Annotated in this window: 14 protein-coding genes; 11 read left to right on the forward strand and 3 right to left on the reverse strand. The window is 57.1% G+C overall.

The window, feature by feature from the left end; translation table 11 throughout:
- Positions 1-12: 12 nt before the first annotated feature.
- The 10 genes from tsaE (at position 13) to H9Q16_RS14885 (ending at position 13,433) form a co-directional block, all read left to right on the forward strand.
- A complete protein-coding gene (gene tsaE, locus H9Q16_RS14840; protein WP_191076199.1) occupies positions 13-486 on the forward strand; it encodes a tRNA (adenosine(37)-N6)-threonylcarbamoyltransferase complex ATPase subunit type 1 TsaE in 474 nt (157 codons plus the stop codon).
- Entirely contained in the window at positions 483-1,493 is a 1,011-nt protein-coding gene (locus tag H9Q16_RS14845; RefSeq protein ID WP_191076200.1) for an aminoglycoside phosphotransferase family protein, read from the forward strand. Before tsaE ends, H9Q16_RS14845 begins: the two co-directional genes overlap by 4 nt.
- Positions 1,469-2,161 carry a nucleotidyltransferase family protein gene (locus H9Q16_RS14850; RefSeq protein WP_191076201.1) on the forward strand — a complete coding sequence of 231 codons (693 nt, stop codon included), beginning with the start codon at positions 1,469-1,471 and terminating at the stop codon, positions 2,159-2,161. The genes H9Q16_RS14845 and H9Q16_RS14850 overlap by 25 nt, the downstream gene beginning before the upstream one ends.
- Positions 2,154-5,111: a double-strand break repair protein AddB gene (gene addB, locus H9Q16_RS14855; RefSeq protein ID WP_191076202.1), complete on the forward strand. Its 2,958-nt coding sequence runs from the start codon at positions 2,154-2,156 to the stop codon at positions 5,109-5,111. The genes H9Q16_RS14850 and addB overlap by 8 nt, the downstream gene beginning before the upstream one ends.
- Positions 5,108-8,488 (forward strand): double-strand break repair helicase AddA, encoded by a 3,381-nt coding sequence (gene addA, locus H9Q16_RS14860; RefSeq protein ID WP_191076203.1) that lies wholly within the window; start codon positions 5,108-5,110, stop codon positions 8,486-8,488. Before addB ends, addA begins: the two co-directional genes overlap by 4 nt.
- A gap of 34 nt (positions 8,489-8,522) precedes the next feature.
- Positions 8,523-8,843, forward strand: coding sequence for a thioredoxin (trxA, locus tag H9Q16_RS14865; protein WP_191076204.1), 321 nt, complete (start codon positions 8,523-8,525; stop codon positions 8,841-8,843).
- Positions 8,844-8,974: 131 nt separating this feature from the next.
- Positions 8,975-9,532 carry an ATP-dependent protease subunit HslV gene (hslV, locus tag H9Q16_RS14870; protein ID WP_191076205.1) on the forward strand — a complete coding sequence of 186 codons (558 nt, stop codon included), beginning with the start codon at positions 8,975-8,977 and terminating at the stop codon, positions 9,530-9,532.
- On the forward strand, positions 9,529-10,614 hold the full coding sequence (locus H9Q16_RS14875; protein WP_191076206.1) for a hypothetical protein: 1,086 nt from the start codon (positions 9,529-9,531) through the stop codon (positions 10,612-10,614). The genes hslV and H9Q16_RS14875 overlap by 4 nt, the downstream gene beginning before the upstream one ends.
- A 123-nt stretch (positions 10,615-10,737) precedes the next feature.
- Positions 10,738-12,045, forward strand: a complete 1,308-nt coding sequence (gene hslU, locus H9Q16_RS14880; protein ID WP_191076207.1) for an ATP-dependent protease ATPase subunit HslU — start codon at positions 10,738-10,740, stop codon at positions 12,043-12,045.
- Positions 12,046-12,215: 170 nt separating this feature from the next.
- On the forward strand, positions 12,216-13,433 hold the full coding sequence (locus H9Q16_RS14885; protein WP_191076208.1) for an MFS transporter: 1,218 nt from the start codon (positions 12,216-12,218) through the stop codon (positions 13,431-13,433).
- On the opposite strand, the gene H9Q16_RS14890 is transcribed toward H9Q16_RS14885, so the two are convergent.
- Genes H9Q16_RS14890 through H9Q16_RS14900 form a run of 3 tightly spaced genes read right to left on the reverse strand, consistent with a single transcriptional unit; the run spans position 13,430 to position 15,716 of the window.
- Entirely contained in the window at positions 13,430-14,023 is a 594-nt protein-coding gene (locus H9Q16_RS14890; RefSeq protein WP_191076209.1) for a Smr/MutS family protein, read from the reverse strand. The genes H9Q16_RS14885 and H9Q16_RS14890 overlap by 4 nt on opposite strands.
- Positions 14,020-15,015, reverse strand: coding sequence for a murein transglycosylase A (gene mltA, locus H9Q16_RS14895; protein WP_191076817.1), 996 nt, complete (start codon positions 15,013-15,015; stop codon positions 14,020-14,022). Before mltA ends, H9Q16_RS14890 begins: the two co-directional genes overlap by 4 nt.
- A gap of 41 nt (positions 15,016-15,056) precedes the next feature.
- Positions 15,057-15,716, reverse strand: coding sequence for a Tim44/TimA family putative adaptor protein (locus H9Q16_RS14900; protein WP_191076210.1), 660 nt, complete (start codon positions 15,714-15,716; stop codon positions 15,057-15,059).
- A 104-nt stretch (positions 15,717-15,820) separates the two neighbouring features.
- On the opposite strand from H9Q16_RS14900, the gene H9Q16_RS14905 reads away from it, so the two are divergent.
- The gene (locus H9Q16_RS14905) at positions 15,821-16,309 is read left to right on the forward strand and encodes an FxsA family protein (protein ID WP_191076211.1); all 489 of its coding nucleotides are present in this window, start codon (positions 15,821-15,823) and stop codon (positions 16,307-16,309) included.
- Positions 16,310-16,331: the final 22 nt, after the last annotated feature.

Here is a 16,331-nt window from a genome sequence, read left to right on the forward strand (position 1 = left end):
AGCATAGGGGTCATGTCGCACCCCGCCCTGACCATTCACCTGCAAGACGCCGAAGCGACCGATCAAATCGCGCGGGCACTCGGTCAGCGCCTGCAGGTCGGCGACGTTGTCCTGTTGCAAGGTCCGGTCGGCGCGGGGAAATCCCATTTTGCGCGCAGCCTGATAAGATCCTTGCTGAAAGAACCCGAAGACGTCCCCTCCCCCACATTCACGCTGGTTCAGACATACGAAACGGTATCTGGCGCGATCTGGCATGCAGATCTCTATCGCTTGAGTGATATTCAAGAAGTAGAAGAGCTTGGTCTGGTTGACGCGTTCGAAACAGCCATCTGCCTGATCGAATGGCCGGACCGTCTGGGCACGTTGACCCCTGAATCCGCGCTGCGTATCGATCTGGTAAATACGGATGATCCAGACGAAAGGGTTCTTAGCGCCGAATGGTCGGACAAAAAGTGGGAAGAACGGCTTGAAGGATGGTCAGCATGACCGACCGCCCGGCAAGACTGCAGGCTTTCATCGCGCAAAGTGGCTGGTCCGACAGCACCCGAACCCTGGTTGCAGGCGACGCATCAAACCGGCGATATGATCGATTGCAAAAGCCAGACGGGTCTTCGGCAATCCTGATGGATGCGCCACCGGATAAAGGTGAGAACACCCAAACCTTTGTTCGTGTTGCTCAGTACCTGACATCAATCGGTCTGAGCGCACCAAAAATTTACCATGAAGACCCGGTAAAGGGTTTTCTATTGATCGAAGATCTCGGGACTGATCGTTTTGCCGAACGGATCGCCGACAACCCATCTCAGGAACACCCGCTTTATACCGCCGCGATTGATGCCCTCATCACGCTGCAAAGGGCGGAGCCCATATCGCTAGAAATTTGCGGCGCAGCTTGGCTGGCAGATGCAGTGATGTTGGCATTCGATTGGTATGCCGACAGCGCAGATGCCAAGACCAAAGATACCTTTTACAAAGCCTTTTGTTCGCTCGCCCGCACGTTGGAGGATGACCGCACTGTCGTCATCTTGCGGGACTTTCATGCAGAGAACCTGCTTTGGCTTCCGGCGCGCGAAGAAGCCGCACGTGTGGGCCTTCTCGATTTTCAGGATGCGCTGCTGGGCCACCCGGCCTATGATCTTGTTTCCATTCTTCAGGACGCGCGGCGCGACGTAAGTCCCGAAACCGAAGCTGCGATGATCACCTGCTATCTTGACCAGACCGGGCTTCACCCCGACCGGTTTCGCGCTGCCTACGCGTTGCTTGGCTTTCAGCGAAACTTGCGCATCCTTGGTATCTTCGCGCGCCTTTGCCTGCGCGATGGCAAGGCGCGTTATGTTGCAATGATCCCGCGGGTGCATGGCTATGTCATGCGAAACCTGGAGCATCCAAAATTGTCCGAGCTGCGCAGTATCTTGAGCCCCCACTTACCTGCGCCGACCGAAGCTTTTCTTGATGGAATGAGACGCCGATGTCCCGATCAAACCGCGCCCTGATGATGTTCGCGGCCGGGTTCGGCACGCGCATGAAACATCTCACGACGGACCGCCCGAAACCGCTGATCCCGGTTGCTGGTAGGCCGCTGGTAGATCACGCATTGGCACTGGCGCTGGATATGGGCTGCGCCCCGATTGTGGCAAACCTGCATTACAAACCAGATCCCCTGCGAACCCATCTTGAGCAGCAAGGTGTCAAAACGGTCACCGAAAAGCCGGATATTCTGGAGACAGGAGGCGGCCTGCGCAACGCACTCTCGCATCTCGGCACCCAGCCCGTCTTTACCATGAATACAGACGCGATCTGGTCCGGGCCGAACCCGCTTAAGCTGTTAGACGCTGCCTGGAATCCAGACGTAATGGACGCGCTTTTGATCCTTCTGCCGCCAGGGCAAGCTTTGGGTCACACTGGAAAAGGCGACTTTGCGGCTGACACTCAGGGGCAGTTAACTCGGGGGGGCAAGATGATCTATGGCGGCGTGCAGATCATCAAGACTGATGGATTGTTCGGCATTCAGGATACCAAGTTTTCGCTCAACCTGCTGTGGGATCAGATGCTTCAAAAGGGTCGACTTTATGGCCTGTCCTATCCCGGCAAGTGGTGCGACGTAGGCAATCCTGAGGGGATTACACTGGCGGAAAATCTGGTGGCGATGCCGGATGTTTGAACCGTCTGATCATCCGCGTGTATTCGGACTGGCACCGGGCGTGGATTTCCCTGCCGCATTGGTCGCGGGCCTGCGTGACAAATTGCAAGGTCACCCGCCAGATGCCATGGCCCGCGTTGATCTGATTGTGAACACCCGCCGTATGCAGCGCCGTCTACGCGAGATTTTTGATGCAGGCCCTGCCGGGTTCCTGCCACGTATCCGTTTGTTGACGGAACTGGATGGGCTGGTGAAAGAGGTGAACGTGCCGCCTGCTGTTTCCCCCCTGCGTCGGCGGCTTGAGTTGGTGCAACTTGTCTCAATGCTACTGGAGGCTGACCCAAGTCTTGCGCCACGCACCTCTCTTTATGCACTCGCCGACAGCCTTGCGGCCCTTTTGGATGAAATGCAGGGCGAAGGCGTCGAGGCCCAAGCGATCAAAGCGCTGGATGTCACTGATCAATCCGGTCATTGGGAGCGCGCCAAGAAGTTCCTGACAATCGCGCAGGATTATCTTGACCAATCATCCACACAGCTGGACAGCGAAACACGGCAACGCAAGCTGATTACGACCATCACCGGCCATTGGCAGAGGAACCCCCCGAAAAACCCGGTCATCCTGGCCGGTTCGACCGGATCTCGCGGCACCACAATGATGCTGATGCAGGCGATCGCGACTTTGCCGCAAGGGGCGGTTGTTCTGCCTGGCTTCGATTGGCACATGTCCAGTGCGATCTGGCAGGATCTGGATCCACAGAACCTGCCGCAGGATCACCCGCAGTATCGCTTTTTTCACCTGATGCAGGCCCTGTCGTTGCCAGCCAGCAAAGTGGAAAACTGGGCACGCGCAGAACCTCCCTCAGCTGACCGAAACGCGTTGATTTCTCTTTCGCTGCGCCCTGCTCCTGTGACCCATGCGTGGCTTAAAGAGGGGCCTCACCTTGGCAATCTGCCAGAAGCGACCCAAGACGTGACCCTTGTCGAGGCGCCGACCCCTCGCATTGAGGCGCTGTGCATCGCGATGCGGCTGCGAAAAGCCGCAGAAGAAGGCCAGACTGCGGCACTGATCACTCCGGACCGCATGCTGACACGGCAGGTAACCTCGGCCCTTGACCGATGGAATATCCTGCCAGATGACAGCGCCGGGATGCCTTTGCAATTGTCACCGCCTGGGCGGTTCTTGCGCCATGTGGCAGGTCTGATGCGGCGCAAACTAGATGCCGAGGCATTGTTGACCTTGCTGAAACACCCCCTGACCCATAGCGGGGCCGATCGTAATCTTCACCAATTGCACACCCAACAGCTGGAAATGGCCATCCGCGACACAGGCCTGCCCTATCCTGACAAGGTGGGCCTCATCCGGACCGGACAAAAAGCCGCGAAACGAATGGAACAACCGCAGCTGTTTTTAACTTGGCTCGATTGGGTTGCTGACGTTTTCACGGACAATGACATCGCTTCAGAGCACCCACTTGCCGATCTGGTTTCAACACATCTGACCCTCGCCAACGCCATCGCGGGCGGGCAAGGCACGGATGCAGAGAACGAACTGTGGAAAATGAATGCCGGTGAAAAAGCGCAAAGCGTGATGGACAATCTCGCGACACACGCCCCCGCAGGCGGCGCCATGGCTGCTGCCGATTACGCCGATCTGATCGGCGCGCTGCTCTCGGGTGAAGAGGTGCGCGACCGCGATGCACCGCATCCAAATGTGATGATCTGGGGCACATTAGAAGCACGGGTGCAAGGTGCCGATCTGGTGATCCTTGGCGGGTTGAATGACGGCACATGGCCCGAAGCCCCCCCGCCCGATCCATGGCTGAACAGAAAGATGCGAAAAGATGCAGGTCTCTTGCTGCCCGAACGGCGCATCGGTCTTTCGGCGCATGATTATCAGCAGGCCATCTCCGCTCGCGAGGTCTGGGTCACCCGCGCCATCCGCTCTGACGAGGCGGAAACCGTACCGTCACGCTGGATCAACCGGCTGAGCAACCTGATGAATGGACTGCCGGAAAATGGTGGGTCGGAAGCTTGGGCGCAAATGCGGGCACGTGGCACCTGGTGGCTGGATCAGGCCCGCGCACTTGAGGCTGTGACCCGCACGCCCCCTGCCCCGCGACCTTCGCCCAGGCCGCCGATTGCGGCCCGCCCACGCAAGCTGTCGGTCACGGCAATCAGCCAGCTGATTCGAGACCCCTATGCGATCTATGCAAAGAACACGCTGCGCCTGCGTCCGATGAACGATTTGGTTCAGTCACCCGATGCACAACTGCGGGGCATTGTGCTGCACCAAATCATGGAAAGATTCGTGAAAGCCGCAACAGATGACCAGACACTTTTGACGGCCGAGCACCTCATGGCAACAGCCCAAGATGTACTGGAAACCGCGATCCCCTGGCCTGCCGCCCGTATGATGTGGTTGGCGCGCATTGGGCGTGTTGCGGATTGGTTCGTGACACGCGAAGCAGCGCGGCAAACGTACGCCTCTCCCGTAGCAGCTGAAAAATCGGCGCACGGTATGCATGAATTCACCGACATCGGTTTTACCTTGCACGGCTATGCAGACCGTATTGATCTGACAGAAGACGGTGATGCGCTGATCTATGACTACAAGACAGGCAATCCGCCCACCAAGAAACAGCAGAAACTATTCGACAAACAGCTGCTGATCGAAGCGGCAATGGTCGAGAACGGTGCCTTTGCCGAGGTTGGCGTGGCCCATGTGGCACAGGCGATCTTTATCGGATTGGGTGCCAAGCCAGTCGAAATCCCGGCTCCATTGGATGAGGAATCGCCGGCCGAAGTGCTCAAGGGTCTGCACAGGCTGATCAGTGCGTATTTGAAGCCCGACCAAGGCTTCACGGCGCGACGCTTTGCCCTCTCTGACGTCTTTGGCGGCGACTACGATCAGCTTGCGCGGTTCGGTGAATGGGACGGCACGATGGATCCGGTGCCGGAGGATCTGAAATGAGCGCACGCATGGATGACGCAACGCGCGCGCAAGTAGACGCTGCCCAGCCAGAAGTTTCGACCTGGCTGACGGCCAACGCGGGCTCGGGCAAAACCCGTGTGCTGACTGATCGGGTCGCCCGGCTGTTGCTGGCGCAGGTCGATCCACAGCAGATCTTGTGTTTGACCTATACCAAGGCGGCCGCCTCAGAGATGCAGAACCGCCTGTTCAAGCGGTTGGGCGAATGGGCGATGCTCGGCGATGACGCCCTGCGGTTGGCGCTGACCGAATTGGGAATTGGGACGACCTTTGAGCCAAGCGAACTGCGCTGGGCACGCACACTTTTTTCCCGCGCGATCGAAACCCCCGGCGGGCTGAAGATCCAGACAATCCATTCCTTTTGCGCCGCGATCCTGCGCCGCTTTCCGTTAGAGGCCGGGGTCAATCCTCAGTTCACAGAAATCGAGGATCGCGCCGCTGATCTGCTTCGTGCAGATATCGTCGATGAAATGGCGGAAAGCGACGAGGCACCGCTCGTCGCAGCCTTGGCTGCGCGCTATACCGGAGAGGATTTTTCGTCTCTAACAAGGATAATTGTGAACAAAAGAGACGGGTTTGGCAGGGATGTTTCATCTGCAGATGTCCTCTCTCTTTTTGGTATAAACGCCGATTTGACCTCTCAAAGCCTGGAACAGTCGGTCTTTGACGGCACTGAAATGCCCCTCATTAAAGAACTGGTGCCCGCCCTGCTTGCCAAAGGCGGCAACGATGGCAAGGCCGGCGTGGCATTGCAGGACATCACCGAGTTATCCGTGAACACGCTTCCTTTGCTAGAGCGCGTCTTCCTGACCGGGGAAAAGGCAAATTCGCCCTTCTCTGCCAAGATCGGCAGTTTCCCAACCAAAGCAACCCAGGCCACGCTTGCCCACCTGATGCCTGCGATAGATGCTTTCATGCTGCGGGTCGAAAGCGCGCGTGACGCTCGGTTGGCCTTGTTGGCGACGGAAAGGACATTGGTTCTGCATGAATTCGCGCGCGCCTTTCTTGCGCGTTACGAGGCAGCCAAACAGCAGCGCGGATGGCTTGATTTTGACGATCTGATCCTGCGCACCCGCGCGTTACTAAGCGATGAAAAGGTCGCGGCGTGGGTGCTTTACCGCATCGACGGCGGCATCGATCACATTTTGGTCGACGAAGCTCAGGATACCTCCCCACACCAATGGGATATCATCGAAAAGCTGACAGATGAGTTCTACAGCGGTCAGGGCGCGCGTCCGGATGTGGATCGGACGATCTTTGTCGTCGGCGACAAGAAACAGTCGATCTATTCGTTTCAGGGCGCCGATCCGGAAGGGCTCAATGACAAAGGTCAAAGCTTTGAGCGGAAAATCAGAGAGGCGGGAAAGGTTTTTCAGCACCGCAGTCTTGAGTACTCCTTTCGGTCCTCATCGGCGATATTGCGGCTGGTTGATCAGGTGTTTGACCCACGCGTCCAGCACGATCTGGACAAAGAAACACAGCATTTCGCCTTCAAGTCAGACCTGCCCGGACGGGTCGACCTTTGGCCGTTGATCGAAAAAACAGACGAAGAGGAAGAGCGCGACTGGACAGACCCCGTAGACAGGCGCAGTGCGCAGCATCATTCGGTCATTTTGGCCGAAAAAATTGCTGCGCGCATCAAAGAGCTCGTGACGGGTGAACATTACATTCCCACTGACACTAAATCGCCCAACATTTTCGAAAAGCGCCGTATTAGAGCCGGAGATTTCCTGATCCTTGTCCAAAGTCGCGGGGCCCTATTCAGCGAAATCATTCGCGCCTGCAAAGCCGCTGAACTGCCCATTGCGGGCGCGGACCGATTAAAGGTCGGCGCAGAACTTGCGGTCAAAGATCTGGCCGCGCTGCTGTCATTTCTTGCAACACCTGATGACAGCCTTTCATTGGCCTCTGCGTTAAGGTCACCGCTTTTCGGCTGGTCCGAACAGGACCTTTTTTCGCTGGCCCATGACCGCGCCCAGGATCACCTCTGGCAGGCATTGCGCATTCAGGGCGAAACACATCCCGATACGATCAATATGCTGCGAGATCTGCGTGGGCAGGTGGATTTTCTGCGTCCCTTTGACCTGATTGAGCGGATTTTGAACCGACATAACGGTCGAACCAACCTGCTGGCCAGACTTGGCCCAGAAGCAGAAGACGGTCTCAATGCCATGTTGGCGCAGGCGCTTGCATATGAACGCACAGAAGTTCCCAGTTTGACAGGGTTCCTGCAGTGGATGCAGACCGATGAATTGGAGATCAAACGCCAGATCGATAACTCATCTGACCAGATCAGGGTGATGTCCGTTCATGGCGCAAAGGGCCTTGAGGCGCCCATTGTCATTCTGCCTGACACCGTCGCCCGGACGATCAGCATCAAGGACGAGTTGATCGACGTGGGTAATAGTCCTATCTGGAAATCGCCCAGCGCTGACATGCCTGACCGCATGCGCAAACGTGTCGATGAACTGCGCAGTGCACAACGGCGCGAACGCATGCGGCTCCTTTACGTTGCGATGACACGTGCCGAGAAGTGGTTGATCGTTGCCGCCGCAGGTAAGTTGGCGAACGATAACTCCGACTGGTACAGTATGATCGCCAACGCCATGGGGCATATCAACGCCAACGCAATAGGTCAGAGTGACATATTGCGATACGAGGAGGGAGATTGGGATCGTCCGCCTCAGGCTGGTTCCATTCAAGAACCTGCAGAAAAGACTTTTTTAGAGCCTGTTTTTAGCGCCCCTGTCGACCCTCCGGGCCCGCAACTCGGCACGCTCTCTCCCTCAGATCTTGGTGGCGCGAAAGCCTTGGCCGGTGAGCTTGGCAAGGATCAGGACACAGCTTTGCATTTCGGGTCACTTGTCCATCTGCTGCTTGAGAAGCTTGCCGATCTGAGCCCCGACCAGCGAGAACACACCGCAGCGGACTTGGCAAATCCAGATGAAAGCCCCGGCTTCGCCCACGCATTGAAAGAGGCAAAATCAGTTTTGGATGCTCCTGCGCTGCAATCGATCTTTGATGCAGGTGCACTTGCCGAAGTGCCTGTTACAGCCTCGATTGGCGGCCAACGCCTGCATGGAACAATCGACAGATTGCTGGCTGGGGAAAAGAAGATCATCGCGGTGGATTACAAAACAAACCGGATGGTGCCCAAAATGCCGGAAACCTGCCCAGAAGGTATTTTGCGCCAGATGGGTGCCTATGCCCATATGCTTGCCCAGATCTATCCAACCCATGAAATTGAAACCGCCATCCTGTGGACCGCGACACAGGATCTGATGGTATTGCCCCACGATATCGTGACAGCTGCGCTTTGGCGTTCACCACATCTTGACGGGACGGACCGGCATTCATAGGTTCAAATCTCAATCAGCCTTGCAGGAGAGCACCATGGCCACGGTCGCAGTCACCGACGATACATTCGACGCCGAAGTCAAGAATTCCGAAATCCCCGTCGTGGTGGATTTCTGGGCAGAATGGTGCGGCCCCTGCAAGCAGATTGGACCAGCATTGGAAGAAATCTCCGGTGAGATGGAAGGCAAGGTCAAGGTCGTGAAGGTCGATGTGGATGCGAACCCCAATTCTCCCGCTGCTATGGGCGTGCGCGGCATCCCGGCGCTGTTCCTGTTCAAGGATGGCCAGGTGGTATCCAACATGATGGGCGCCAAACCCAAGGCGGCTCTAATCGACTGGATCAACGATTCAATCTGACTCAAGATGCATGGCTTCATTCAAAGGCGTCCTCTGTGGGCGCCTTTTTTCATGAAGACCCGCAGTTGCCTGCGCCCTTGTGTATAGCACACGCAGGGCCATATAGAACCGCAAGCAAGATGGAGACGCCCATGACACATCAGGATTTCCCCGGCTGGCACGGTACCACCATCATTGGCGTCAAAAAGGGTGGCAAGGTCGTTATCGCGGGTGACGGGCAAGTCAGTCTTGGTCAGACCGTCATCAAGGGCACCGCACGGAAGGTCCGCAAACTTAGCCCTGGCGGTTTTGACGTTATTGCAGGGTTCGCCGGCTCCACGGCCGACGCATTCACGCTTCTTGAGCGGTTGGAAACCAAGTTGGAAGCAACACCCGGGCAACTGGCCCGCGCCTCGGTCGAATTGGCCAAGGACTGGCGCACCGACAAATATCTGCAAAAGTTGGAAGCAATGCTGATCGTGACCGATGGCCGCGACCTTTTGGTGATCACCGGGGCAGGGGACGTGCTGGAACCCGAAAACGACGTGGCAGCGATAGGATCGGGCGGTAACTATGCGCTGGCCGCAGCACGCGGTATGATGGACAGCGACCGTGACGCAGAGGCCGTAGCACGCGACGCCATGCAGATCGCGGCAGATATCTGTGTCTATACCAACGGAAATCTGACGGTAGAAACCATATCTGAATGAGCCTCGACCTCGACGATATCCGCGCGGCCGTCACGGCAGGCACCATCACTGAGGCACAAGCCGCCGGCGTCGTCGCACTGGCAGACGCCCGCGCCAAAGGGCGCGCGGTCATCGGCGATATGGACGAACCATTTGAGCTTTTCCATGGCTTCAACGAGGTGTTCATCGTGTTGGGTCTGGGCGTGCTCTTTGCCGGTTGGACCGGAATCCTTGCCTTTGTCCTGACACTGCAAATGAAGGCGCTTGCTTTTGCAGTCCTTGGGTTCGTTGGAATGGCTGCAGTTGCTCTGCTGGCGCGATACTTTACATTGAAGCGCCGGATGAACGGCCCCTCAAGTGCGCTGGCCGCGATATTTGCATTTTGCTCGGCGCAGATAGGGTTTGGTATTGGGCTGGGGCTTTCGGGCGAGGTGTTCCTGACCTCCGGCCTCGCTGCGGCCAGTGGTTCTTTGGGAATGCTCATTTACTGGATCGCATTCCGGGTGCCCTTTGCACTGGCGGTTGTTGCCTTGGGTGCACTCGGGTCCAGTTTTTGCTTCATCGCGTGGTCTGGCGATATCCTGAGCTCACCACGTGAGTTCTTCTTGCTCAGTTCCAGCGGCCTTTATGGGTGGGCCACCATTGGTGTTGGAATACTGGCGTTGATCACAGCCATGTATTTTGATCTGTCAGATCCGCATCGGGTCACCCGTCGTGCTACGAATGCCTTCTGGCTTCACATCGTGGCAGCGCCCACCATCGTGAACACAATCGCCGCTTCGCTTGTGTTTAATGTCAACTGGTTCTCGCTGTCCTTGCTGGTTTTGTTCATGGTTCTGCTGACTCTGTTTGCAATTGTGATTGACCGACGGTCTTTCCTGATCGCCGCCAGCGGATACATCGCCGCCCTATGCTACTCCATTGCGCCGGGCGTATTCTTTGTCGGATCTTTCGTGCTTGGATCTTGCCTGATCTTGTTGGGTGCCCAATGGGAAGTCATCCGCGGCGGCCTGATGCATCGTCTCCCGGACTTCCGCGGTAAGGATCGGCTACCGCCATGGCGCGCCGCTGAAAACCTTTGGCAGACAACAGCGAATGGCTGAGATTAGGCCAAAACGGAAAATGTATGTTTCACTACCGCGCAAAGACGGATCGGCATCGAACACTTCAGCCCCTTCAAATTCGCCATCAACATGCGTATCTGCCCCTCATGAAAAGGGACCAACATGACTGACCTGACCCCCCGCGAAATCGTCTCTGAACTGGATCGGTTCATCATCGGCCAAAAGGACGCCAAACGCGCGGTGGCGGTCGCCTTGCGCAATCGCTGGCGGCGCAAGCAGTTGTCTGACGATCTGCGGGACGAGGTTTACCCCAAGAACATACTGATGATCGGCCCCACCGGCGTCGGCAAGACCGAGATCAGCCGCCGTCTGGCCAAATTGGCACGCGCGCCATTTCTCAAGGTCGAAGCGACCAAATTTACCGAAGTGGGCTATGTCGGCCGCGATGTTGAACAGATCATCCGCGATCTGGTGGACGCTGCCATTGTCATGACACGCGAGCACATGCGCGAAGACGTGAAAGCCTCAGCCCACAACGCCGCCGAAGAGCGTGTGATCGACGCCATCGCCGGCACCGACGCCCGCGAAGGCACCCGCGATATGTTCCGCAAAAAGCTGAAAAGCGGCGAACTGGACAATACAATGATCGACCTTGAGGTGACCGATTCCACAAACCCCTTCCAGATGATGGATATTCCCGGCCAGCCCGGCAGCGGGGCGGGGATGATGAACCTGGGCGACATCTTCGGTAAGGCAATGGGTGGTCGCACCACCAAGAAACGACTGTCGGTCGCCGACAGCTACGAAATCCTGATCGGGGAAGAAGCGGACAAACTGCTGGATGACGAGACTGTCACCAAGGCCGCCATCGAAACGGTCGAACAGAACGGGATCGTCTTTCTGGATGAGATCGACAAGGTCTGCGCGCGCTCGGACGCACGCGGTGGCGACGTCAGCCGGGAAGGGGTCCAGCGCGACCTGTTGCCGCTGATCGAAGGGACAACGGTCAGCACCAAACACGGTCCGGTCAAAACCGACCATGTGCTCTTCATAGCATCCGGTGCCTTCCACATCGCCAAACCGTCTGACCTGCTGCCAGAGCTGCAGGGGCGTCTACCGATCCGGGTTGAACTGCGCGCCCTGACCGAAGAAGACTTCGTGCGTATCCTGACCGAAACGGATAACGCATTGACCCTGCAATACACCGCGCTGATGGGCACCGAAGAGGTCAAAGTCAGCTTTACCGAAGACGGAATTGCCGCCTTGGCCAAGATCGCCGCGGATGTGAACCAGTCGGTTGAAAATATCGGTGCGCGCAGGCTCTACACCGTGATGGAGCGGGTCTTTGAAGAGCTTTCATTCACCGCTCCGGACCGTGGCGGCGAAGAGATCGAGGTCAACGCCGCATTTGTCGACACCAATCTAGGCGAACTGAGCAGATCCACCGATCTAAGCCGGTACGTCCTCTAACGACCGCCACGCACACATCAAACTTCCTTTCTCTGGCCGGAATATTCCTCGGGAGTATGAGGGTCCGAGGACCTTCATCCGCCAAGCCCCGTCTTGGCGGCACCACGCGCGAAAAACGCACCATCGTTTGGGGGGTTTCCACGCCCGAACCCCCATGACACCAATACCCTATGGGATATGTGACGTTCATCAAAGCCAACTGGCTTTTCCTGCTGGCTGGTTTTCTGCTTACCTTTACGTCGTCTTACGGGCAGACCTATTTCATTTCGCTCTTCGCGGGTGCGATCAAGGCAGACTTTGATCTTACAGACGGCCAATGGGGGGGTATCTACACAATCGGTACCACTCTCTCTGCCATCGCCATGGTCTGGGCTGGGGTGCTCACAGATAATTTCCGTGTCCGCGTGGTCGCCCTTGGGGTCATGCTGGCTTTGGCGGCGGCCTGCGTCGCAATGTCACTGGTTCAAAGCTGGGTCCTCCTGATTGTCGTGATATTTGCACTTCGGCTTACGGGGCAGGGGATGATGTCGCAATTGGGTGTTGTCGCGATGGTCCGCTGGTTTGAAGCGACCCGTGGCAAGGCGCTTTCCCTGGCCTCGATGGGGTTTGCAACCGGGCAGGCAATACTGCCAATCATCTTTGTCGCGCTCTTTGCCATCGCGCCCTGGCGCAGCTTGTGGATACTCGCGGCAGTCCTCGTCTTGCTGACCATTCCGTTTCTCCTTTTGCTGCTACGACAGGAACGCACTCCGCAAAGCATGGCGGACGAGGCACAGGTTGCCGGTATGGACGGGCAGCACTGGACACGCCGCGCAGCACTGCGCACAGGCTTCTTTTTCCTGATGATCCCGATGGTGGTCGGGCCATCGGCTTGGGGCACTGCGCTCTTTTTTCAGCAAGTACATCTGACCGAAGTCAAAGGCTGGGCACTGGTCAGTTACGTGGCGCTGATGCCGGTCTATACCGTGTCATCGGTGCTTGCGACTTTTGCCTCTGGCTGGGCGATTGATCGTTTCGGTGTCAGCCGGATCATCCCGTTCCAGATGCTACCGTTTGCGGCATCCTTTGCGGTGCTGGCCTACGCTGACACCCTCTTTATGGCTGGCGTTGGGCTTGTCATCTTTGGCGTGGGGCAGGGGTTGCAATCTACTGGTTCCAGCGCGCTGTGGCCGGAATACTTCGGCACCCGGCACATTGGTGCAATCAAGGCAGTTGCGGCAGCGCTGATGGTTTTCGGATCCGCGATTGGCCCCGGCATCACCGGTTGGCTGATTGATCTTGGCATCACGTTTCCCGAACAAATGCTGCCGATCGCTGTCTATTACCTGCTCGCGGCTACACTTGCGACGATAGCGGTTCTGCGAAACCAGCCCCGGCTTGGCCGCTAACGCTGTCTGCGCAGATAGACGTAATAGGCGCCACCACCGCCGTGGCTCACGTGGGCCTGACTGACTTGCAGTACCACCTGAGATAAAGGTGCCATCGACAACCACTGCGGCACCTGATGGCGCAGTACCCCGTGCCTAACCGGGATCGGCCCACCATCATCGCGCATCTTGCCTTTGCCGGTGATGACCAGCACCAGACGTTTGCCAGACTTATGCGCGGACAAGATGAAACGCGTGAGTGCGGGATGCGCGCGGTCCAGCGTCATGCCATGCAAATCAATCCGACCTTCTGGCACCAATTTCCCCCGCTTGAGTTTGGTGAACGCTTTTTTATCCATCTGCACCGGCGCGGCGCCGACCTGATCTGTGATGGACGGCACAAGGCTATGCGGTTTGGCCTTGGGACTACCAAGCGGTTTGCCAACAAGAACCGACTTCATCTTTTTCAGGGCAGGGGCCGTTGGCGGGGCAACCTCCACATCAGGAGTGAACAGGGATTTGAGATCAAGCTTTTCCGTCCGATCTGCAACCTTGCGCCATAGTGCCAGGTCATCATCGCTCAACCGGTTGCCGGACTTTCCCCGTTTCATATCGCACTTTCGGGCAACAACGCATAGGCGCGCTGGATCGGCATCAATACCACCATCCGCCCGGGATCGCGCAGCTTACCGGCTGCACGGCCTGCCGCATCACCGGTGCCAAAGAACACATCAGCCCGCTGTGCCCCTTTGATGGCAGATCCGGTATCCTGCGCAATCATCAGCTTTCGCAGCGGGTTTTCCCCGTCCTTCTCGACCCAAACGGGCGAGCCGAGCTTCACAAATGACGGATCCACCGCAACGGTCCGCATCGGTGTCACCGACCGGTTCATCGCACCCAGCGGGCCCTTATCTGCAGGTACCTTGCTGACCTCTCGAAAAAAGACATACGAGGGATTGTGAAACAGCAACTCGCGCCCTTCAGCCGGATTGCGTCGCACCCAGTTCTTGATCACCTCTGCGCTGACCTGATGGGCGTCATAGACACCCCGCCTGACCAATTCGACACCAATGGACCGATAGGGATGCCCGTTTGCACCGCGATACCCAACGCGTATGGACGCACCATTGGGCAGACGAATGCGTCCTGACCCCTGTATCTGCAAAAAGAACAATTCGACCGGATCATCCACATAGGCAATCTCAAGCCCGCGGCCTGACATGACATCGCTTTCCAGAATCTCGCGGCGTGTCAGCCACGGATTGCTTTCAAGGGCCTCGGGCGGCAGCTTGTAGACCGGATAGCGATATCGGGCTGATGGATAAAGATCACCCTCAAGCTCGGGCTCGAAATACCCAGTAAAAAGCGCATCGTTTTCGTCCTCAATAAGGACCGGGCGGAAAAACAGCTCGAAGAATTGCTTTGGTTCCGGGTCGGTTGAGGCATAGCTGCAGACCGCACGCCAGTCAGGATCTTTCATATCCCGGCAGGTGTTCAGGAAAACCGAAAGCGCTTTGCCATGATTGTCGTTATCCCAGCCGTCAAGCTGATCAAACGACAACACCTGAAAGGACACATCGTTGGCTTGCGCGGGCCCGGTCATCCAGACCGACCCCGCGACAGCCATAGCCCCAAGTGCATGACTTAACCGTCTGTGGAAACCAGCAGCCAATTTGGATCATCCGAACCCATGATACGGGCAAAGACCCAGGTATCTTTCTGCTTTTTGATATCCGTCGTGCTGCCCTCGATGATGTCACCGCCCTTGTCACGGACAGCTGACGTCAATTCAGAGACGAAGCGCATCGTCATTTCCGCCTCGTTGGTTTCACGGTCCAGCGTCGCATCGACAAGCTCAAGCTCCCGCACACCAATAAAATTCGCCTCGATTGTCAGACCCTGATCTTCGCGCGCAGCCACGCCATCGACAAAGCTTTCGTAGATTTCTTCGGACAGAAACGGCTGAATTTCAGCCAGATCGCCCTTTTCGTACCCCATTACGATCATCTCGTATGCACCTCGCGCACCGCCCAGAAAATCGCTCACGTTGAAAGAGGGCTCAAGCCGTTTCATTTCGGCCAGCGCTTTCGCCGCTTCGCTGTCTTCAGGCACATGATCGGTGATGTCCAGATCAGGACCACCCTCAATCACTTCAAGCGCAGGACCGGTGCGGCGCGCGGGGCCGGGTTCAATAACCGGTGGCTTTTCAAACCCTTCGCGGGTTCCAAGTACATTCTTCAGGCGAAGGATCAGGAATACGGCAATACCGGCCAGCACCAGAAGCTGTATCATCGGTGAGTTCATCGAAACCTCATAAGGCAAAACATGGAAACATGTGTGTTGAGGCCTTATGTAGGTGCTGACACGGGCCGAGTCCACTCTGCCCCTCATCATAAGGACGTCAGCCTATGTGGCTATTGATCGCATTCATCGCTGTACCGTTGATCGAGATCACGCTGTTCATCCAGATCGGCGGTGCGATCGGTCTCGGCTGGACGCTGGCGATTGTCATATTAACCGCCATTTTGGGCACTGTTCTGGTCAGATCGCAGGGTGCTGCGGCCTTGGGGCAGCTGCAATCATCGTTCAACGAATTGCGCGATCCGACAGAGCCGCTGGTGCATGGCGCGATGATCCTTTTTTCCGGCGCATTGTTGCTGACACCCGGTTTTTTCACCGATGCGGTCGGTTTTGCACTATTGGTCCCGCAAATCAGACAGGCGGTTTACCAGGCGATCCGCGCACGGGTGAAGGTGCAGGGCTTCAACACGACGGGACATCGACAGCACCCTCATCAACCTCCCAATGCCAATGGGGATGTCATTGATGGGGAGTTTCATGAAATTTCTGATGAAGACCGCGTAAACAAGGGCCCATCTGGCTGGACAAAGCATTGAGGGCCATCAGCCAACCTGCTAA

The sequence above is a fragment of the Sulfitobacter aestuariivivens genome, assembly GCF_014763045.1.
Taxonomy (GTDB): Bacteria; Pseudomonadota; Alphaproteobacteria; order Rhodobacterales; family Rhodobacteraceae; genus Sulfitobacter; species Sulfitobacter aestuariivivens.